The organism is Cobetia sp. BL01, assembly GCF_056493605.1.
Genome location: NZ_JBVBEE010000001.1, coordinates 493868 through 512046 on the forward strand (window position 1 = coordinate 493868; position 18179 = coordinate 512046).

Sequence of the window (18179 nt, forward strand, 5' to 3'; positions counted from 1 at the left end):
CAGGGGATACATCGACACCCCACGCCGACCTCTGTCACCCTCAGCCTGCCGCACAGGCAGGGGTAACGGAAGTCGGCTTGAATATCCTGCGGTTTGGCATGGCTGAATACCTCACCGGCAGGCTAGAATAGACGACTTGTGCGGCGCTAGCGGAGCGATCTGCCCTTTCGGGGCGTCGCCCTTGATTTCGCCCAGCCACCCGACGCTTCATGCAAGGACTCGTGCCGTCACGATGAGCATTCCCAATATCCTGACTCTGATCCGCATCCTGTTCATTCCGCTGCTGGTGGTGTGCTTCTATCTGCCATATGACTGGAGCCTGCCCGTCACCGCCCTGCTGTTCGCCCTGGCGGCAGTGACCGACTGGTTCGATGGCTATCTCGCGCGACGCTGGAATCAGACGACGCCCTTCGGCGCCTTCTTGGACCCGGTGGCTGACAAGCTGATGGTCGCCGTGGCATTGGGACTGTTGATCGAACGCTACGACAGCCTGTGGATGACGATTCCCAGCTTGATCATCATCGGTCGCGAGATCGTCATCTCCGCACTGCGCGAATGGATGGCCGAGATCGGCAAGCGCGGCAGCGTGGCAGTCTCGTGGGTCGGCAAGCTGAAGACCGCTGCCCAGATGCTCGCCCTGTTCATGCTGCTGTACTTCTCCCCAGGCAGTCTCGGGGGCGATGCCGGCCTCGGCCTGCTGTATATCTCCGCTGCGTTGACGTTGTGGTCGATGATCAGTTACCTGCGTGCGGCATGGCCGGAACTGATACGCTCCGTCTGACACGCGGCGCATGTTCAGCATGACGAATGCTCAGCACGACAAATGTTCAGCATGACGGATGTTCAGTACGACACGGGCCCAGCAAGTTGCCCGACTGGCAGAGGTCAGTTCTCGAGACGCCCACCCGCCCTTTCGGCAGGTGGGCGTCGTCGTTTCCGGCCACCAGGTCTGCGAGACATTTTTTCATTAACTGTTTGACAGCATGGGAATTATCCGTATAATTCGACCTCGAGTTCAGCGGGAATAGCTCAGTGGTAGAGCACAACCTTGCCAAGGTTGGGGTCGCGAGTTCGAATCTCGTTTCCCGCTCCAATGAAACAGGTGGCCTTGATGGCACTTCGACATTGACTCAATTCTCTTGCGCAACGCGCAGAGAAACCTCGGATCAGACATCAGTTTCGACTGACATCTCGATCATTGAGGCTGGATGGCAGAGTGGTCATGCAGCGGACTGCAACTCCGTGTACGCCGGTTCGATTCCGACTCCAGCCTCCATTTCAGAACGCCTGACATCCCCTGTCCTGCACTGAAGTGGACAAGACACCTTCCCTCCTGGTCGTCTTGCTTTTCTACTTTATCCATCTCGTTTCATCTGTTGAATCACTGACACTCCCTGTCGGTCTTCTCTGATTTTCGCCTTCAGTACCTGCATCATTTCCCGCTGGTCTTTTCATCCCTCATCCTTGCCTGAGCCCCCTGTCGCACACGTCTTGCGCAGAGGATTCATTGCGCCTGTCCGTTCTGATGCCCGAACGCGCCTCATGTGCACCACTGCCCTCAGTGATGAGGCAAAGGGATTGCAGAACAAACAGTTAACCCTCGTATGTCACGCATTAAAGTTGACCTTGTTCTGAAATATGCTAAGTTATGCGCCAGTCTGCGCGGCCATGGTGGAATCGGTAGACACCGGAGACTTAAAATCTCCTGCCTTCGGGCGTGCCGGTTCGAGTCCGGCTGGCCGTACCATCGCTTCAGGCAGCACCACGCCAAGCAGGACAGACTCAAGCAGCATTCAAGAGCGTCGCCATGTCATGTTCATCATGTCCGGGCGGCGCTTTTTCATGCCTGTCGTCCAGAAACCTTGCCAGATGCCACCCCCTGCTGAGCTGCCATTACCTGCTCGATACTCACCGCCAGGTGCCCTGTGCGATTGAATTGGCTTCTCTGCTCCCCAAGGTCTATTTCCTCTGAGCCCACGTGAGTGTGCATCATCTCATTGCCGCCCCACCTCATTGGCGCCTCATGAAATGGCCGAAGGAACTCCCCATGTCCGACGATTCGTCCCACCGCCCTGCCGCCCAGTTCATCGCTTCCCGTGATGTGGCACAGGAAATCTGTCGAGAAGCCTGCGAACACATCCATACCCTGTCAGCCCCCCGCATTCTGGTACTGGCCATTCTGGGCGGCGCCTTCATCACCATGGGGGCGCTGTTTTCCATCCTGCTGTCGACCGGGGTCGAGACACATGGCTTGCAGCTGCTGCTTCAGGGGGTCGGGTTCTCGATTGGCTTCTTCCTCGTCATCCTGACCGGTGCCGCCCTCTTTACCGAGGCCAATGTCATCCTGCCGGTCAGTGCGCTCAACTGCTCCCGCAGTGACATGCTGCGACGCGGCCTGAAGTTCTGGGTACTGGCCTGGATAGGCAATCTGCTCGGCACGATGCTGACAGGCTGGGTGATCTCGGTGGCACAGGTCTACTCCCCCCAGCACTATCAGCTGCTGGCCGAACTGGTGGCGAAGAAGATGCACTATCAGCAGACAGGAGGTGCCGAAGGCTGGTTCTCGCTGGTGCTGTCGGGAATGCTGGGCAACTGGATGGTCGGGATGGCGGCATTTCTCGCCGTGATGGGCAGGACCATCATCGACAAGTTCGTGCCCATCGTGCTGGCCGTCAGTCTGTTCGTGGCAGGCATCGGCAACCTGCTGGGCGGCAGCCTGCTGGTCGCGCTGCCATTGTGGTACGGACTGCGTCCGAAACGGTGTGAGTGACAGGCCGGGGTACGCCGTCATGGCGCTCTCCCCGTGATGCTGGCGCGCAGATGCGCCTGCTGCGATGGCTACATGCGACTACACTGAAATGTGTCACATCGCTGTCAGAGTGGCTGTGTGACCCACTCCCCCACCACGCTCACGTGCAGGAGCCCAACATGCTGACATTGCTCAAGAGTCCCGCTGATCACGTCGTCGCCCTGCGGCTGGAAGGCAGCATCGATCAGGCGTCGCTCGCTCCCGTGATCCGCGAATGTGATGAGCGCCTCGCGCGCCATGAGCGCCTCGCGCGCCATGAGCGCATCTCGTTGCTGGTGGAAATCGAGCGCTTCGGGCTGATCACGCCGGCAGCGCTGCTCAACGATATCGGCTACGCCCTGCGTCATCTTGGCGACTTCGAACGCGAGGCCATCATCAGCAAGGCCGAGTGGTTGCGTCACGTCACCGAATTCAGCAAGCATCTGGTGCGCTCCATCGAAGTCCGCCACTTCTCGCCTGCCGAGCGAGAAGCCGCCTATGCCTGGGTGGCCGAGTCACCCCGTGGCAGCACTCCGAGCACCGATCCGCACGCCTCGGCAGAAGCCCGCCATCAGCACGACGAGGCCTGACAGCCTTCAGTCCGCACCTTGCTCCCTCGCCCTACGGCTTTCAGGGCAAGGTGCGGGTCAGCACCAGTCCCGCCAGCAGCATCACTCCCATCGCCATGGCCCACAGCGTCATCGCGCGCTCCACGGCGGGACGCTCAGGCACACGCAGCAGCTGGTACACGGTGATCAACGGCAGCATGTAGCGCGTCTCGATCAATTCCCGCGTGCAGATCATCAGCGCGAGCATCACCAGCAGCAGCCCACCATGCCCCAGTCTCAACGGTGCTCTCAGCCACCAGAAGGCCACGCTGGTGGACATCAGCAGGGTGATCCAGCGCGCGACCGGGTGCTCGTTCCACCACATCAGCCAGACATTGCGAATCGTCCAGCGCTGGAAGTTGTAGTCATGGGTCAGCTCGAAGCTCATTGCCAGCACCAGCCACAGGCCGACCGCCAGCAGCAGCAACGGCATTCCTCGCCGCCATCCCTTCCGCGAACATGCACGCTTCACCCCCTGCCATTGACGCGGCAGGTCCGAAAGCCACAGCGGCAGGAACACCATGCCGATCACCGCCAGGTAATAGCCGAGATTGCCGGTGTGCCAACCGGCCTGATGGCGCGTGGTGTCTCCCATGGCGATGCCGCCATTCCAGAGAAGGAAGCCGAGAAAGGCGACCACCGGTAGCCCGAGCACCCACCACCAGTTGATGAACAGTGCCCACCAAGTGGAGAGCCGAGAGAGCGGCGCGCGCAAGGGAGTCGCCAGTCCTGCCATCCGCGCCTCGCTCACGGCCTTGTGATGGGTCAGACACAGCAGCAGGCCGCCCCACAACCCCAGCAGCACGATGCTGTCCTGACGCAACCCCAATCCCGCCATGATCAATACCAGCAGCAGCAGACGCTGTTCTCGCACCAGTGCGACGAGCTGCAACGCGACCAGCGCGATGATCCAGGGGTCGGTATACACCAGCGCCAGATAGGGAAAGATGATCGGCAGCCACAGCCACTGCCAGCACTGACGGCTGGCCTGGTGACGAGCGTCGTGCGCCTCCAGCGAAGGAGCGAGACGTCGGTAGCCCTGCGGCAATGCCCGCCAGAGGAGGAACGCCATGACGCTGAAGCCCACCAGCGAAAGACCGCGCACCCAGTCCACCGACGGCATCTGTGGCCAGCGTCCCGTCATGGTGGCTGTCGCCAGCGGCAGATTCAGCCAGTCCCCGAGCGTCTGGAGCGTCATCAGTACCAGCGCCATGCTGGCGTGATAGAGCGTCAGCGTGGTCAGCTTGGGATGCTGATGCCAGTCGCCCTCCAGAAACTGGCGGATCTGCGCGAAATGGACTCCCTCATCGACGAAGGGAATCGGCAGATGGCGGCTCACCAGCCACAGGGAAAGCCCCAGACATGACATCAGCACCATCAGCACCAGAGCGGTCCGCCACCGCGGGTGTCGTCTGACGGGCGCGCATCCTGCGTGATGAGCCTGTGACGCCATGTCCACTTCTCCTTGTGCAACCTCCCCGTCACCTGACGAGGCAGTCTTCGTCCTGCAGTGCCCTCACGCCTCTGACACAGGACGCCCTGCGCCCTGCACCAGTATCGGCAGGCCGGCGCACTTTTTTCCAGTCTGTCGCAGCACTTTGCCCCACAAAGCCTCGCGGCAGTACAATGCCCCCAGTCTGCTTCGCTGATACGCCCGCCGTTGGCGTGCCGAAGTCCTGCCTGTTCTTGCTTCGCGATTGCGAAGCGTACCGATCAAAGCGACAAGTCGAGGGATCGCTGAGCCCATGCGTGCCAGTCAACTGCTGATTTCCACTCTCAAGGAAACCCCGTCCGATGCTGAAGTCATAAGCCACCAGCTGATGCTGCGTGCCGGCTTCATTCGTCGCCTGACCTCCGGGCTCTACACCTGGATGCCGCTGGGTCTGCGCACCATGCGCAAGGTCGAGCGCATCGTCCGTGAAGAGATGGACCGCGCCGGCGGCCAGGAAGTGCTGATGCCCGCCGTGCAACCTGCCGAGCTCTGGCAGGAATCCGGTCGCTGGGAACAGTACGGCCCGGAGCTGCTGCGTGTCGTTGATCGTCATCAGCGCGACTACTGCGTCGGCCCGACCCACGAGGAAGTCATCACCGACCTCGCGCGTCGCGAGCTGAACAGCTACAAGCAGCTGCCGGCCAACTTCTATCAGATCCAGACCAAGTTCCGTGACGAGATTCGTCCGCGCTTCGGTGTGATGCGCTCCCGTGAGTTCATCATGAAGGATGCCTATTCCTTCCACCTGAGCGAAGACTCGCTCAAGGACACCTATCAGGTGATGTACGACACCTATGTGCGCATCTTCACGCGCCTGGGTCTCGACTTCCGCCCCGTCATCGCCGACAACGGCTCCATCGGTGGTACCGGCTCCCACGAATTCCACGTGCTGGCCGATTCCGGAGAAGACGCCATCGCCTTCTCTACCGGTTCCGACTTCGCTGCCAACATCGAGAAGTGCGAGGCTCTGCCCGCACCGCTGGGCGAGACACCGCAACGCGCCGCACCGACTCAGGACATGCAGCTGGTCGATACGCCGAATGCCAAGACCATCGCCGCCCTCGTCGAGCAGCATGGCCTGGCCATCGAGAAGACCGTCAAGACGCTGATCGTCAAGGCGGCCGAAGGTGTCGAGGGAGGGCTGGTCGCGCTGATGGTACGCGGTGATCACGAGCTCAACGAGATCAAGGCCGAACACCTGCCACAGGTCGCCGAGCCGCTGACCATGGCCAGCGACGAGGAAGTGCGTGCCGCCGTCGGCGCCGGCTTCGGCTCGCTGGGTCCGGTGGGACTCGAGATGCCGATCATCATCGATCGCAGCGTCGCTCTGATGAGCGACTTCGGTGCCGGTGCCAACATCGAAGGCAAGCACCACTTCGGCCTCAACTGGGAGCGCGACCTGCCGCTGCCGGAAGTCGCCGATATCCGCAATGTCGTCGCGGGTGACCCGTCACCGGACGGTCACGGCGTGATCGACATCGCGCGCGGTATCGAGGTGGGTCATATCTTCCAGCTGGGCACCAAGTACTCCGATGCCATGAACGCCACCGTGCTCGACGAGAACGGCAAGGCCAAGCCGCTGTGGATGGGCTGCTACGGCATCGGCGTGACCCGCGTGGTGGCCGCGGCCATCGAACAGGGCAACGACAAGGGCGGCATCGTGCTGCCGGAAGCCATCGCGCCCTTCCAGATCGCCATCGTGCCGATGAATGCCCACAAGTCCGTGCGCGTCAGCGAGACCTCCGAGCGCGTCTATCAGGCGCTGACCGCCGCAGGCTACGATGTCCTGCTGGATGATCGTGACCTGCGTCCGGGCAACAAGTTCGCCGATGGCGAACTGCTGGGCATTCCGCATCGTCTGGTGATCGGTGATCGCGGTCTCGACAACGGCGAGTATGAGTACAAGGGCCGCACGGACGCGGACGCGACCATGGTCCCCGTCGACAACCTGATGGACTTCCTGGCCGAGCGCAGCGGCAAGTAAGCCTCAGGCGCCGCCCAGGGTGCTTCCTTGACGCGAAGCACGACAGCCCGCCTCCCTCTCGGGGGGCGGGCTGTCGTCGTTTCAGTCGACTGATTGACCGGGTCATTAACGTCAACGCCGCGAACACGGCATAATGCCGGCATGACCGATACGCAGGGACTGCGCATGACCACACCACGCCCCGAAGGCGCTCGTACTCCACACCACCAACGCCTGCTCCGCCACCTGGCGGGAGCAGCCTGTCTCGTGGTGGGCAGCATGGTAGCCATGCTGCAGAGCGCGCCCCTCCATGCTGCGGCCGCCATCCCCGAGCACGGCCTCTCTCCGGCACTGCGTGAAAGCCTGAGAGAAGCGCTGGCAGAGCCTGAAGCCTTCGACGACCCCATCGATGCCCTGCACTGGGTACTGAGCATGCAGCAGCGTCTGGAGCGCTACATGCCCGATCGCGCCGCCCGGATCGACCTGCTGCGCAAGATCCGCCGCGAAGCCACCCGCACGGGGCTGGCACCGGAGCTGATTCTGGCCGTGATCCAGGTGGAAAGCGCCTTCAAGCCGACGGCGGTATCCCATGCCGGCGCACGAGGGCTGATGCAGGTGATGCCATTCTGGAAGCGCGAGATCGGCGAGCCGGGCGACAACCTGCTCGACCAGGACACCAGCCTGCGCTACGGCGCCACCATCCTCGCCCACTACCTCAAGCGTGAGAAGGGCGACATCACCGATGCACTGGCCCGCTACAATGGCAGCCTCGGCAAGACCTGGTACCCGGAACGGGTGATGCGCGCCTGGACCACCCGCTGGTGGTATCAGGCCCCCGCTCCCTTCGTCGCCGAGCGCCTGCCGGACAATGAAATGCCCGGAGAGAACACGCCCGAGCTTCCTGATACGGCCCACGACGAGCGCAGGGTGGCACCACAGGACGCCTTGGCGACGGTGGCCATCCTGAGCGCCAATACCACCGGCAACCCGCTGTCAGACGAAGAGGCGCTGGATGCGCCTGCCAGTCGCTCTCTGGCCGCCGGTGGCAGCCCCTGAGCCACGCCATGTCGCAGCCGTGATCCGAAAGCGGTGTCATCGCTGTCCGGACATGAAAACGCCTCGCTCGGTCACCCGAGCGAGGCGTTTTCATCTGGCGTATCGCGAGAACGGCGGTCGATCAGACCAGCGCCGGGCCCGCCGCGATGATCGCCTCATCCACACCGGCGAACTTCTTGAAGTTCTCGACGAACTTGGCGGACAGGTCACGCGCCTTGCTGTCATAGGCAGCGCGGTCTTCCCAGGTCTCGCGCGGGTCGAGCAGGCTGGAATCGACGCCCGGCACACGCACCGGCACATCCAGGTTGAGCACGTCGATGTGACGCGTCTCGATATCGGCGAGTGCGCCGTTCTGGATCGCGCTGATGATGCTGCGGGTGGTCGGGATGGAGAAGCGTGAGCCGCCCTCTCCGTAGGCACCACCGGTCCAGCCGGTGTTGACCAGATAGACGCGCGAGCCGAACGCCTCGATGCGCTTGATCAGCAGATCCGCGTACTCACGCGCCGGGCGCGGGAAGAACGGCGCGCCGAAGCAGGTGGAGAAGGTCGCCTCGAGACCGGCGGTGGAGCCCATCTCGGTGGAGCCGACCTTGGCGGTGTAGCCGGACAGGAAGTGATAGGCGGCCGCCTGCTTGCTGAGCACGGACACCGGAGGCAGCACACCGGACATGTCGCAGGTCAGGAAGACGATGGCATTCGGCTCACCGGCACGATTTTCCGGCACGCGCTTCTCGATGTGCTCCAGCGGGTAGGCCGCACGCGAGTTCTGGCTGAGAGTGTCGTCGCCGTAATCCGCACCGCGACGGTCGTCCAGCACCACGTTTTCCAGCACGGCGCCGAACTTGATGGCATTCCAGATGACCGGCTCGTTCTTCTCGGAGAGGTCGATGCACTTGGCGTAGCAGCCCCCTTCGATGTTGAAGACGGTGCCTTCGCCCCAGCCGTGCTCGTCATCGCCGATCAGATGGCGCGCCGGATCGGCGGACAGAGTGGTCTTGCCGGTGCCGGAAAGACCGAAGAACAGCGTAGTCTCGCCGTCATCACCGACATTGGCGGAGCAATGCATCGGCAGCACGTCCTTTTCCGGCAGCAGGAAGTTCTGCACCGAGAACATGGCCTTCTTCATCTCGCCGGCATAGCGCATGCCAGCCAGCAGAACGCGACGACGTGCGAAGTTGATCAGCACCACGCCATCGGAGTTGGTGCCATCGCGCTCGGGCTCACACACGAAGTGCGGCGCGTTGAGGATGGTCCACTCGCTCTTGTCCTTGGCATTGAAGCTGTCCGGACGCACGAACATGGTACGCGCGAACAGGTTGTGCCACGCCGTTTCCGTGGTGACACGAATCGGCAGGTAATGCTCGAGATCGGCGCCGACGTGCAGTTCGGACACGAAGCTTGTCTGCGCACCGAGGTAGTCCTCGACCCGGTCCCACAGCGCGTCGAAACGCTCAGGGCTGAACGGGCGGTTGACGCTTCCCCAGTCAATGGCGTCCGAGGTGGACGGCTCATCGACGATGAAGCGGTCGTTCGGGGAGCGACCACTGCGAGCCCCCGTCTCCACGACCAGCGCGCCGTTGTCGGCCAGACGTCCTTCGCCGCGAGCCACTGCCAGCTCGATCAGCTCTGCGCTGCTGAGATTGGTGTGAGTGGTCACCGCACTGTCTTGATGCTTGCTCATTCGCGTCTCCGCGGCTCAGGGCCGCCCTCTCTCTTGATGGCTCTTGCCAGATGCCGGCGGTACATGCCGCAGGCTTATTTTGGGGTATCGAACGATGCTGCCGGAATCGACCATGGCCTACAGGCCATGTTGCCGCAACGGAGCGTCCAGCCCCGTACTGGCAAGGCATTATGGCAAAAAGGGACTCGGGCGGAAACGCTGATTGCTGCAACGCCCGACAGCGCATTGACTGACACTCGAGACGCGAAATGTCCGACAATTTCACATCGCTCGGCTGCCCCCCTGCCGCTGGCCTCATGATGGGCGTCCCTCCTGCACTCCTGCCCCTCGTCGACAGCACCTGCCCATCGACAGCTGCTGCGCATCGACAGTCTCCGCCCGAGACTCCGGCCAACACTGCCCGAGCTGACGCAAGGCAGGCCAACAGGCCGAGCTGACGCCAGCGCGATTGCTGGACTCAGTGGACGATCGGGCTGCCTGCGGCCGGGTCTTCGATGATGGCTTCAACTTCCGCGGCATTGAAGGAATACCGGGTATGGCAGAAGTGGCATTGCGTGGCCAGCTCACCATGTTCGGCGACGATCTGGCGCAACTCGTCCGCGGCGATGCTGTGCAGTGCCGCGCCGAGACGCTCACGAGAACAGGTACAACCGAAACGCAGCGCCTTGGGTTCGAAGATGCGCACGGTCTCTTCGTGATAGAGACGGTGCAGCACGTCCTGCTGATCAAGCGCCAGCAGTTCTTCGGCCTTGAGGGTGTCGGCGAGATGGACGACTCGCTCCCAGGCATCGGGGTCCTTGTTGGCATCGTCGTCAGGCAGCTGCTGGAGCATCACGCCACCGGCACGCTGTGCATCGGCCATCAACCACAGACGCGTCGGCAGCTGCTCGGACTGACTGAAGTAGCTTTCCAGGCAACCGGCGAGGCTGTCCTGATCGATCGCCACGATCCCCTGGTAACGCTTGCCGTCACGCGGGTCCAGCGTGATGACGATCTGCCCCTGCCCCACCAGGGCCTGCAGCGTGGCTTCATCGGTCGGCAGCACGTCCTCGTCACTGAGACGGGCAATGGCACGTAGCTCACCGCCGGGATTGGACTCGGCCATCAGCTGACGCACGATCCCCGTGCCACGCACTTCCAGTGTCATTGTGCCATCCAGCTTGATGGTCTCGGTCAGCAGCGCCACCGCTGCCAGCATCTCGCCCAGCTGGCGCGAGATGGCCTGGGGATAGGCATGACGATCAAGGACTTCGGCATAGGCCTTGTCCAGGGTGACGATCTCGCCGCGCACATTGGTGGCGTCGAACAGGAATCGCTGGATCTGATCGAAATTCGGCGCCGTCTCTTCGTGGGCGTCGCCGGCTTGCTTGTCAGGGTCTTGCATGTCGTGATCACTCATTGGGGGCTCCTCGAACCGAGCCAGCGCAGCCGCCAGCTCGTGGACCACGAGCGACGGACCGCGATGAACCTCGGCGACGACGCAGGCCTGCCTCGGCTTCAGCACCGAAGGCCGGGCCTTGCGTCATGAATTGGGTAAGTATCAACGTGACATCCACAGGCTTTCCCCCCGCAAGGGTGGCGAGAGCCTGTGTCGTCAGCTTTCGGAATCCTGGCGCTGGAAGCGGTGGATGCTGCGCCGCTGCTTCTTGTCGGGTCGTCCCACGGGCGGGCTCATGCCCTGATTGCCAAGGCGACGCACCTCGGCCTCCCGTTCGCGGCGCGCACGCGACTCCTGCGTCTCCTGATAGAGTGCCTGCGCCTGGGGGGCGCCACGGCGCTGGTCGCTGAGTGCCAGCACTTCGACCACCAGCCGATCCCAACCTTGCGGCACTTCGATCAAGGCGCCGACCTCGACGGTCTTGGACGTCTTCACCTTGCTGCCGTTGTACTGGATCTTGCCACCTTCAATGGCTTTCTTGGCCATGCCGCGCGTCTTGAAGAATCGCGCCGCCCATAGCCACTTGTCGATGCGTACCTGGTCACTCATCAAGACTCCTTGCGCTCCTCGTGTTCCAGATGAAGGCCGCCACCCGCCGTCAGCACGGCAAAGCCGTCCAGTCCGTGCACGTGCTCGAAGTCACGCGCTTCGCGCTTCGAGTCCGGCTGACGCACGCCCAGCAGATGCGCGATACCGTAGGTGCGCGCACTCTCCAGCACCTGGGGATTGTCATCGATGAACAGGGTACGTGCCGGCTCGAAGGGCTCGATCTCGTTGAGCCGATGCCAGAAGGCCTGCTCCTCCTTGGCGTGTCCGAGATCCGCCGAGGAGACGACGGCATCGAAGTAATCGCCCATGCCGGTCAGACCGAACTTGAGCTCGATCCCGTGACGGTCCGCGTTGGTCGCCAGTACCACGCGCTGCGGTTGATCCCGTAGCCAGGCGAGAAAGTCCTCTGCCTCGTGGCGATACCCGATCAGATGCTGCACCTCACGCTTGAGCGCGACGACATCCAGCTTCAGCTCGCGGCTCCAGTAATCGAGGCTGTACCAGTTGAGCGTGCCGGATTCGCTGATGATGCGCGCCTTGAGGTCCGCCTGCAGTGCGCTATCGAGACGATGCAGCTCACAGTAGCGGCGTGGCAGGTGCTCCAGCCAGAAGTGGCTGTCGAAATGCAGGTCCAGCAAGGTGCCATCCATGTCGAGCAGCACGGTGTCGATCGTGGTCCAGTCAATCATCGGTAGTCTGTCAGCCGGCGGGGAATTTGGGGTTGTATAGTGTAAAGCATGGTCCTGCGCTGCGCATGTGCCCACACGGGACATCAGCGATGCCGGCAAGCTCACGACAATTGCCCTGCCCGGCACAGCCTGCCACGATGGGCGCGACAGCTTGATGCTCGGGCATGACCGCCTGCCCGGCGCCCGCTTCTTGATCTCTGCCTTGAGGACTTCCGATGGATGATGCGCCACGCCCCGATCACTCGACCATCGGGCACTACGCCGATGGAGACGCGCTGCCCCCCCCCCGTATCGACTCGCGACGCGAGGTGGCTCGCTCGCGGCTGTTTACCGTCGAGGCGCTGGAACTGACCTTCTCGAATGGCGCGACGCGCAGCTTCGAGCGTCTCAAGAGTGGTGGCCATGGTGCGGTGATGATCGTCGCCATGCCAGACCCGGATCACGTACTGCTGATCCGTGAATATGCCGCCGGGCCGGAGCAGTACGTGCTGACCCTGCCCAAGGGGCTGATCGACCCCGGCGAAGACCCGGTGACCGCCGCCAACCGTGAACTGATGGAGGAGTGCGGTTTCGGCGCTCACGACATCGAGCCGCTGGCCGAACTGAGCCTGGCGCCCAACTACATGGATCACCGCATGAACGTCATGCTGGCGCGTGACCTGTACGAGAAGCGTCTGCCGGGGGATGAGCCGGAACCTCTGGTCGTCGAGCGCCACCGCCTCGACGAGCTGCCGGCATTGCTGGCACGCGAGGACTTCCATGAGGCGCGGGCCATCGCCGCTCTCTTCATGGCCAGGGAGCGCCTGCTAGCCGGCGAGGAGCTCCATAGCCCCGACTGGTGGTAAGGCGTCGGGCGTGCCCTGGCCCTGCCCTCTCGCGCTGTTCTTCAGACAACGACAAGCCCCCGCCAATGGCGGGGGCTTGTCGTTTCACCCGTGATGTCAGTGGACGGATCGTGCTGGCGACCTGCCCGGACACACCACGAGATCATGCCGTACCCGAGTCGTCCTCGGGATCAGAAGACGTTCACTCGGTCTTCATGCTGCCATCGGCAGTGTTGGCCGAGCCGGACTCCGGGCTCACACCCATGTGGTCCTCGCCTTCGTCCATCACCTTGCCGTGCTTGGCGGATTCAGACTGTGCGGTCCCGCCTTCCACCATCATGGAATCCTTCTTGGTGTTGGCAGAACCACTTTCGGTATTGCGTTCGGCATCGTCTTGCACCATGCCACCTTCATGGCCAGCGGCAGTGCCACCCTCTACCTTGGTGGAGTGAGCACCGGTATTGGCGGAACCGGTGTTGCTGGATTCGTGGTGATCGGCATAGGCAGCGGCGGTCGGCAGTGCAAAGGCAGTTGCGATGAGTGCAGCAGTCAGCTTGTTCATGATCCATCCTCCAGTAGCGGTCTGATGCAAAAGGCGAGCAGATGATTCACTCGACCGTTGCCGTTGAGCCGCGGCATGCATCGGGATCGAAGTGATCCTCTGTCATCCGGGCCAGGCAAGACGACGGGCGAGCGATTCACCTGCGTCTTGCGGATAAGGGTTGCCAAGACATCCTGTCGTGACATCGTCAGCGCTCGTGATCACTCGAAAACCGTCACTAGAGTTGTACCGTGAAAGCGTGACGAGTTGGCGAGTGATGACATTGATCTGATCGAGCGTGTTCCATCACACAGCGTCTGATGCCTAAAGATATGGAACTACTTGGGCTGAGTTTCAAGCACAGGAAGGAAAGAAAAATGATCTGCCAGATAATTACTTGTACAAGAGTGAATTGTCGCGTCGCGTTTAATTAGCGCCCACCCCGCTCCAGGACAGCACGGCAGCAGGCTCCAGCCCGACGATGCAGCCATCCAGTGCGATCGGATGCCCAGGATTCGCTTGCAGTATTTTACTCAACGAAACATTTTGTAACTCTGTTTGAGAAGCAAGGACACTTCCTCGCGGCCACTCGCAGTGCACAGCACCATCCTCTCTACGGGCACCGCCACCGACATGCTGACCACGACAGGAGAATCACATGCCAGATGTGCTGATAGGGGGCCGCGCGGGACAAGGTTCGGCAGGCCACATCACGCTGGACGCAGCATTGGCCAATCGCCATGGGCTGGTGGCGGGCGCGACGGGCACCGGCAAGACCGTCACCCTGCAGGTACTGGCCGAGGAATTCTCGCGCATGGGGGTGCCGGTGTTCACTGCCGACATCAAGGGCGATCTTTCCGGCATCGCTGCCGCCGGCACTCCCCATCCTCGCATCAATGAGCGCTTGAACAGCCTGGGGATCGATGATTGGCAGCCGCACGCCGCCCCCGTCAGACTATGGGACCTCCATGGCAAGAGCGGTCACGCGGTTCGCGCAAGCGTGGCATCGATGGGGCCCGAGCTGATGGCTAGTCTGCTGGAGCTCAACGAGACCCAAGGCGGCCTGATGCATCTGGCCTTCGATCACGCCGAGCGTGAGGGTCTGGAACTGGTCGACCTAAAGGACCTGATCAGCCTGCTGAAGCACATCGAGCGCGAGCGTGACAGCTTCGAGGCGCGTTACGGCAGCGTCAGTCCGCAGAGTCTGGGGGCGATGCTGCGTCGGGTCCACGTCCTGGCCACGCAGGGCGGCGAACGCTTCTTTGCCGAACCGGCACTGGATATCCACGACATGCTGGCGACGCGCGGGCATGCAGAGCAGGCCCGTGGCTATATCAATCTGCTCGACGGTCGCGAGCTGATGCAGAGCCCTCGTCTCTACACCACCTTCCTGCTGTGGTTCCTGTCCACCCTGTTCCGCGAGCTTCCCGAGCGCGGGGATGCCGACCGGCCAGTACTGGTGTTCTTCTTCGATGAAGCGCACCTGTTGTTCGATTCAGCCCCCAAGGCACTGCTGACGCGTCTGGAGCAGACGGTCCGCCTGATTCGCTCCAAGGGCGTCGGTGTCTATTTCGTGACCCAGTCACCCGCCGACATCCCCGATGAGGTGCTCGGTCAGCTGGGCAATCGCATACAGCATGCGCTGCGCGCCTTCACACCGCGTGACCAGAAGGCCGTCAAGACTGCCGCCGACACCTTCCACCCCCAATCCGGAACTCGATACGGCGCAGGTGATCACGGAACTGGGCGTAGGCGAAGCACTGGTCTCGGTACTCGATGCCAACGGCACACCGACGCAGGTGGAACGCACGCTGATCGGCCCACCGCGAGGACGCATCGGCCCACTGAGCGACACGGAGCGTGCCACGCTGCTGGCCGACTCCTCCCTGGCCGGGCGCTACGACGAGCGCATGGATCGTGAGTCCGCCCATGAGCGACTGGAGGCGCGACTTGCCGCCCAGGCGCAAGCCTCACATGCCACGAATCCCCGTGAGCCTGACAAGACCAGGCCCGGGGAGGCAGACCGCGACCCAAGCCAGCGTCCATCGGAAAACGTTGATTCTGAAGAAGCCCGGTCTGAAGGGGCGCAAGCCACCCGGCCGCCCGCTGCCGCCAGGCCCTCTCGGGACACCGGAGGTGGCCACAAGCGCCAGGGCGTCATGGAAACCTTGCTGAAATCGGTGATGCGCGCGCTGGGGTCGCAGCTGGGACGCTCCCTGATTCGCAGCCTCCTTCGCTCATTCACACGTCGTTGACGCGCTGACCGGGCAAGACGATGACCGCCTCGCCCTTCCAGCTGCCACGAAGGGCTGCCCACGCTTCGGCATGGGCAGGCATACATGGTCAATGTCCTGCAGGTTTGCCTGTCTTTGACTGACATCAAGGCATCACACGATCTTCACTCGCGTCTTCCCGGAACCAGCCATACTGGAGAGTGCTGCTTACCGGCAGCACACCCATACACTCAATGGCTCGCCAACACTCTCGGGGAGGCTTCACGATGTGCATGAACGAAGAAGTGATCGATCACTGGCTTGATAGCAACTGGTTCAGTATCGAACTGGCACTGGAAGATCTGGAAGCTCAGCAGCAGCCGGCACCACCGCTGGCCGAGGCGGCCTGACTCCCGCCCACGACTCGTGAGCAGTACCAGCAGACCGCCATCAACGTCCTTGCGAAGACACGCCAATCCATGGCGAAGGCAAGGAGCCCTCATTTCGGAGCCCCTCATCGAGACCCTCGCTGAGGGGCTCTGCCCTTGTCAGCCTGAACAGACTGCCCGCTGCGTTTGCGAAAGGTTGAGACAATCGATTTCCTCGCCTGTCACGCCTCCCGGCAAGTCGTATATTGAGGTGTGGTATGGAAAGCCCTCCCTCTCCTGCAGCATGTCAGATAAGGATATCGCATGATGCCAAGCTCATTCTCTGCCGTGCCCTTGCCTTCGGGCAACGCCGGACACCCCCATGATTCCCTGCTGCCAGAGCACCTGCAGGCACTGCTGGCGCTCAGCCTGACACCTGAGCCCTCCCACGAACGCCACGTGGAAGCCCATCTGGATGCCGGCTGTCGCCTGCTTGGCATGACCACCGCCATCCTCGGACATGCAGAATCCAGTCGCTATGAGATCATGGCGGCGGTCAATCCCCCTGCTGGGCGAGAAGTCGGAGGCGAATGCCCACTCGAAGAGACCTGGTGTTCCAGCGTCATCGCGCAGGCTGCCTGCGTGGCTCATCGCCACATCAGCGCTGAAGAAGACACTCGCGCCCACGCTGCCTATTCCTGCATGCCCTTTGAAAGCTATGTGGCAGCGCCACTCTGGTCTGAAGGTCGCCTGACCGGCACGCTGTGCTTCGGCGATGAAACACCGCGCCAACAGGACTTCACCGCCAGTGAGCGAGCCCTGGTGGAGACGCTTGCCACGGCACTGGGCCAGCTGCTGGATGTCCAGCGCGCGAAAGAGCGCACTCGCAGTGAGCTCGACAACCTGCGTCTCGCCTATCAGAAAATGGAAGGACTGTTCTCCCATTGCAGCCTGCCCATGGCCCTGATGGACTTTCATGGCCACTGGACCCGCATGAATCCGGCCTTTTCCCGACTGCTGGGCATGGAGCCAAAGGAACTGACATGCAGTGCCCTGGAAGACATCTCGCACCCACAGGACATGCTGACGTGCCGCGAGGCATTGAGCGCCATGCGGACGGGCGACATCAGCGAATATCGACAGCCACACCGTTATCTCGGGCGTCATGGCCAGATGATCGACGTGATGCTGGAGCTGAAGGTGATCGACAGTCGCGCCGGGATCATTCTCTCCCAGCATGAAGACATCAGCGAGCGCCGTGCTCATGAAGCGAGCCTGACCAAGCTGCGCCACCAACTGGAAACTCGCTCGCCTGCCGCTGGCCGACTCCCCGGCTCGACACTCGACAAGCTGATGCCGTTCGAATTGATCGAGCAACAGCTGGACAACGAGATCGCGCGCAGTGCACGCCATGGCCAGCCATTGTGCATCCTGATCCTCAGCGTGGATGACCATGAGGATTACACGCGCGAATATGGCCACGTGGCGGGAGAACGCCCTCTGCAGCAGGTGGCATCCATCCTGCGCAACGCCAGCCGCAAGAGCGATCTCCTTTGCATGCGTGAGGACAACTCCTTGATGGCGATCCTCACCAGTACCGATGCCAGCGGCGCGATCATCCTTGCCGAACGCGTCCGCCATGCCGCCGCCGAACTGTCAGGGCTGGATCGGCCGATCACCTGCAGTGTCGGCCTGACCGGCTATCATCCGGCCCCCGATACCATGAGACTGGCCAATCGACTCGAGTTGATGGACCGTGCCCAGCAGGCGCTCAAGAAAGCCCAGCGCCAGGGATGCAACCGGGTACGGTTTCTCGACCCAGACCCGGTCATGCCGCTTGACGCCGGTACACTGACCAACCTACCGCCAAAGCCTGCCGGTACTGACTGACTCAGGGCCCGAGGCGGCTAAAATGCACGGCAACCACTTCGAATGCCAGACATGCAAACGGCCACCCCTCGGGGTGGCC

The 18179-nt window shown here is 62.4% G+C and carries 15 protein-coding genes, 3 tRNA genes and 1 pseudogene; 13 read left to right on the forward strand and 6 right to left on the reverse strand.

Annotation, left to right across the window (positions count from 1 at the left end; translation table 11 throughout):
• The first annotated feature begins 232 nt into the window (after positions 1–232).
• From pgsA to ACZYGA_RS02105, 6 genes are all read left to right on the forward strand, one after another.
• The gene (pgsA, locus tag ACZYGA_RS02080) at positions 233–781 is read left to right on the forward strand and encodes a CDP-diacylglycerol--glycerol-3-phosphate 3-phosphatidyltransferase (protein WP_077374945.1); all 549 of its coding nucleotides are present in this window, start codon (positions 233–235) and stop codon (positions 779–781) included.
• 237 nt (positions 782–1018) lie between these two features.
• Positions 1019–1093 (forward strand) — tRNA-Gly (locus tag ACZYGA_RS02085).
• Between the two features lie 109 nt (positions 1094–1202).
• Positions 1203–1276: transfer RNA gene (locus tag ACZYGA_RS02090), tRNA-Cys, on the forward strand.
• A 386-nt stretch (positions 1277–1662) separates the two neighbouring features.
• Positions 1663–1747: transfer RNA gene (locus ACZYGA_RS02095), tRNA-Leu, on the forward strand.
• Between the two features lie 300 nt (positions 1748–2047).
• A complete protein-coding gene (locus tag ACZYGA_RS02100) occupies positions 2048–2770 on the forward strand; it encodes a formate/nitrite transporter family protein (RefSeq protein ID WP_404625041.1) in 723 nt (240 codons plus the stop codon).
• Positions 2771–2928: 158 nt separating this feature from the next.
• Positions 2929–3378, forward strand: coding sequence for a SpoIIAA family protein (locus tag ACZYGA_RS02105; RefSeq protein WP_404625039.1), 450 nt, complete (start codon positions 2929–2931; stop codon positions 3376–3378).
• Between the two features lie 40 nt (positions 3379–3418).
• Here ACZYGA_RS02105 and ACZYGA_RS02110 read toward each other — a convergent pair whose 3' ends face one another.
• Complete coding sequence (locus tag ACZYGA_RS02110) at positions 3419–4849, reverse strand: Dol-P-Glc:Glc(2)Man(9)GlcNAc(2)-PP-Dol alpha-1,2-glucosyltransferase (protein ID WP_404625038.1); 1431 nt, start codon at positions 4847–4849, stop codon at positions 3419–3421.
• 292 nt (positions 4850–5141) lie between these two features.
• Between ACZYGA_RS02110 and ACZYGA_RS02115 the strand changes: the two genes are divergently transcribed.
• Both ACZYGA_RS02115 and ACZYGA_RS02120 read left to right on the forward strand, forming a co-directional pair.
• Entirely contained in the window at positions 5142–6872 is a 1731-nt protein-coding gene (locus ACZYGA_RS02115) for a proline--tRNA ligase (protein WP_077374956.1), read from the forward strand.
• Between the two features lie 165 nt (positions 6873–7037).
• Positions 7038–7907 (forward strand): lytic transglycosylase domain-containing protein, encoded by an 870-nt coding sequence (locus ACZYGA_RS02120; RefSeq protein ID WP_479398314.1) that lies wholly within the window; start codon positions 7038–7040, stop codon positions 7905–7907.
• A gap of 121 nt (positions 7908–8028) precedes the next feature.
• On the opposite strand, the gene ACZYGA_RS02125 is transcribed toward ACZYGA_RS02120, so the two are convergent.
• The 4 genes from ACZYGA_RS02125 to ACZYGA_RS02140 all read right to left on the reverse strand — a co-directional run bounded on the left by ACZYGA_RS02125 (position 8029) and on the right by ACZYGA_RS02140 (position 12264).
• A complete protein-coding gene (locus ACZYGA_RS02125; RefSeq protein WP_084208062.1) occupies positions 8029–9588 on the reverse strand; it encodes a phosphoenolpyruvate carboxykinase in 1560 nt (519 codons plus the stop codon).
• A gap of 457 nt (positions 9589–10045) precedes the next feature.
• The gene (gene hslO, locus ACZYGA_RS02130) at positions 10046–10972 is read right to left on the reverse strand and encodes an Hsp33 family molecular chaperone HslO (RefSeq protein ID WP_077375661.1); all 927 of its coding nucleotides are present in this window, start codon (positions 10970–10972) and stop codon (positions 10046–10048) included.
• 210 nt (positions 10973–11182) lie between these two features.
• Positions 11183–11575 carry an RNA-binding S4 domain-containing protein gene (locus ACZYGA_RS02135; protein ID WP_077374962.1) on the reverse strand — a complete coding sequence of 131 codons (393 nt, stop codon included), beginning with the start codon at positions 11573–11575 and terminating at the stop codon, positions 11183–11185.
• Complete coding sequence (locus tag ACZYGA_RS02140) at positions 11575–12264, reverse strand: HAD-IA family hydrolase (RefSeq protein ID WP_077374965.1); 690 nt, start codon at positions 12262–12264, stop codon at positions 11575–11577. The genes ACZYGA_RS02135 and ACZYGA_RS02140 overlap by 1 nt, the downstream gene beginning before the upstream one ends.
• Positions 12265–12479: 215 nt before the next feature.
• On the opposite strand from ACZYGA_RS02140, the gene nudE reads away from it, so the two are divergent.
• Positions 12480–13109, forward strand: a complete 630-nt coding sequence (nudE, locus tag ACZYGA_RS02145) for an ADP compounds hydrolase NudE (RefSeq protein WP_136938756.1) — start codon at positions 12480–12482, stop codon at positions 13107–13109.
• A 181-nt stretch (positions 13110–13290) separates the two neighbouring features.
• On the opposite strand, the gene ACZYGA_RS02150 is transcribed toward nudE, so the two are convergent.
• Complete coding sequence (locus ACZYGA_RS02150) at positions 13291–13650, reverse strand: hypothetical protein (RefSeq protein WP_065392586.1); 360 nt, start codon at positions 13648–13650, stop codon at positions 13291–13293.
• 637 nt (positions 13651–14287) lie between these two features.
• On the opposite strand from ACZYGA_RS02150, the pseudogene ACZYGA_RS02155 reads away from it, so the two are divergent.
• The 4 genes and pseudogenes from ACZYGA_RS02155 to ACZYGA_RS02170 all read left to right on the forward strand — a co-directional run.
• Positions 14288–15271: pseudogene (locus tag ACZYGA_RS02155) on the forward strand (helicase HerA-like domain-containing protein); the annotation flags it as partial.
• Positions 15267–15884, forward strand: coding sequence for a helicase HerA-like domain-containing protein (locus ACZYGA_RS02160; RefSeq protein ID WP_479398316.1), 618 nt, complete (start codon positions 15267–15269; stop codon positions 15882–15884). The pseudogene ACZYGA_RS02155 and the gene ACZYGA_RS02160, both read left to right, overlap by 5 nt.
• A gap of 245 nt (positions 15885–16129) precedes the next feature.
• Positions 16130–16252, forward strand: coding sequence for a hypothetical protein (locus ACZYGA_RS02165; protein WP_255304436.1), 123 nt, complete (start codon positions 16130–16132; stop codon positions 16250–16252).
• 285 nt (positions 16253–16537) lie between these two features.
• Entirely contained in the window at positions 16538–18100 is a 1563-nt protein-coding gene (locus ACZYGA_RS02170) for a sensor domain-containing diguanylate cyclase (RefSeq protein ID WP_479398318.1), read from the forward strand.
• Positions 18101–18179: the final 79 nt, after the last annotated feature.

Coding starts and splice junctions, on each gene's coding strand:
- ACZYGA_RS02160 (WP_479398316.1), top strand. CDS start 15,267: ATGCGCTGCGCGCCTTCACACCGCGTGACCAGAAGGCCGTCAAGACTG.
- ACZYGA_RS02115 (WP_077374956.1), top strand. CDS start 5,142: ATGCGTGCCAGTCAACTGCTGATTTCCACTCTCAAGGAAACCCCGTCC.
- ACZYGA_RS02165 (WP_255304436.1), top strand. CDS start 16,130: ATGTGCATGAACGAAGAAGTGATCGATCACTGGCTTGATAGCAACTGG.
- ACZYGA_RS02140 (WP_077374965.1), bottom strand. CDS start 12,264: ATGATTGACTGGACCACGATCGACACCGTGCTGCTCGACATGGATGGC.
- ACZYGA_RS02100 (WP_404625041.1), top strand. CDS start 2,048: ATGTCCGACGATTCGTCCCACCGCCCTGCCGCCCAGTTCATCGCTTCC.
- ACZYGA_RS02110 (WP_404625038.1), bottom strand. CDS start 4,849: ATGGCGTCACAGGCTCATCACGCAGGATGCGCGCCCGTCAGACGACAC.
- ACZYGA_RS02105 (WP_404625039.1), top strand. CDS start 2,929: ATGCTGACATTGCTCAAGAGTCCCGCTGATCACGTCGTCGCCCTGCGG.
- nudE (WP_136938756.1), top strand. CDS start 12,480: ATGGATGATGCGCCACGCCCCGATCACTCGACCATCGGGCACTACGCC.
- hslO (WP_077375661.1), bottom strand. CDS start 10,972: ATGCAAGACCCTGACAAGCAAGCCGGCGACGCCCACGAAGAGACGGCG.
- ACZYGA_RS02120 (WP_479398314.1), top strand. CDS start 7,038: ATGACCACACCACGCCCCGAAGGCGCTCGTACTCCACACCACCAACGC.
- ACZYGA_RS02135 (WP_077374962.1), bottom strand. CDS start 11,575: ATGAGTGACCAGGTACGCATCGACAAGTGGCTATGGGCGGCGCGATTC.
- pgsA (WP_077374945.1), top strand. CDS start 233: ATGAGCATTCCCAATATCCTGACTCTGATCCGCATCCTGTTCATTCCG.
- ACZYGA_RS02170 (WP_479398318.1), top strand. CDS start 16,538: ATGCCAAGCTCATTCTCTGCCGTGCCCTTGCCTTCGGGCAACGCCGGA.
- ACZYGA_RS02150 (WP_065392586.1), bottom strand. CDS start 13,650: ATGAACAAGCTGACTGCTGCACTCATCGCAACTGCCTTTGCACTGCCG.
- ACZYGA_RS02125 (WP_084208062.1), bottom strand. CDS start 9,588: ATGAGCAAGCATCAAGACAGTGCGGTGACCACTCACACCAATCTCAGC.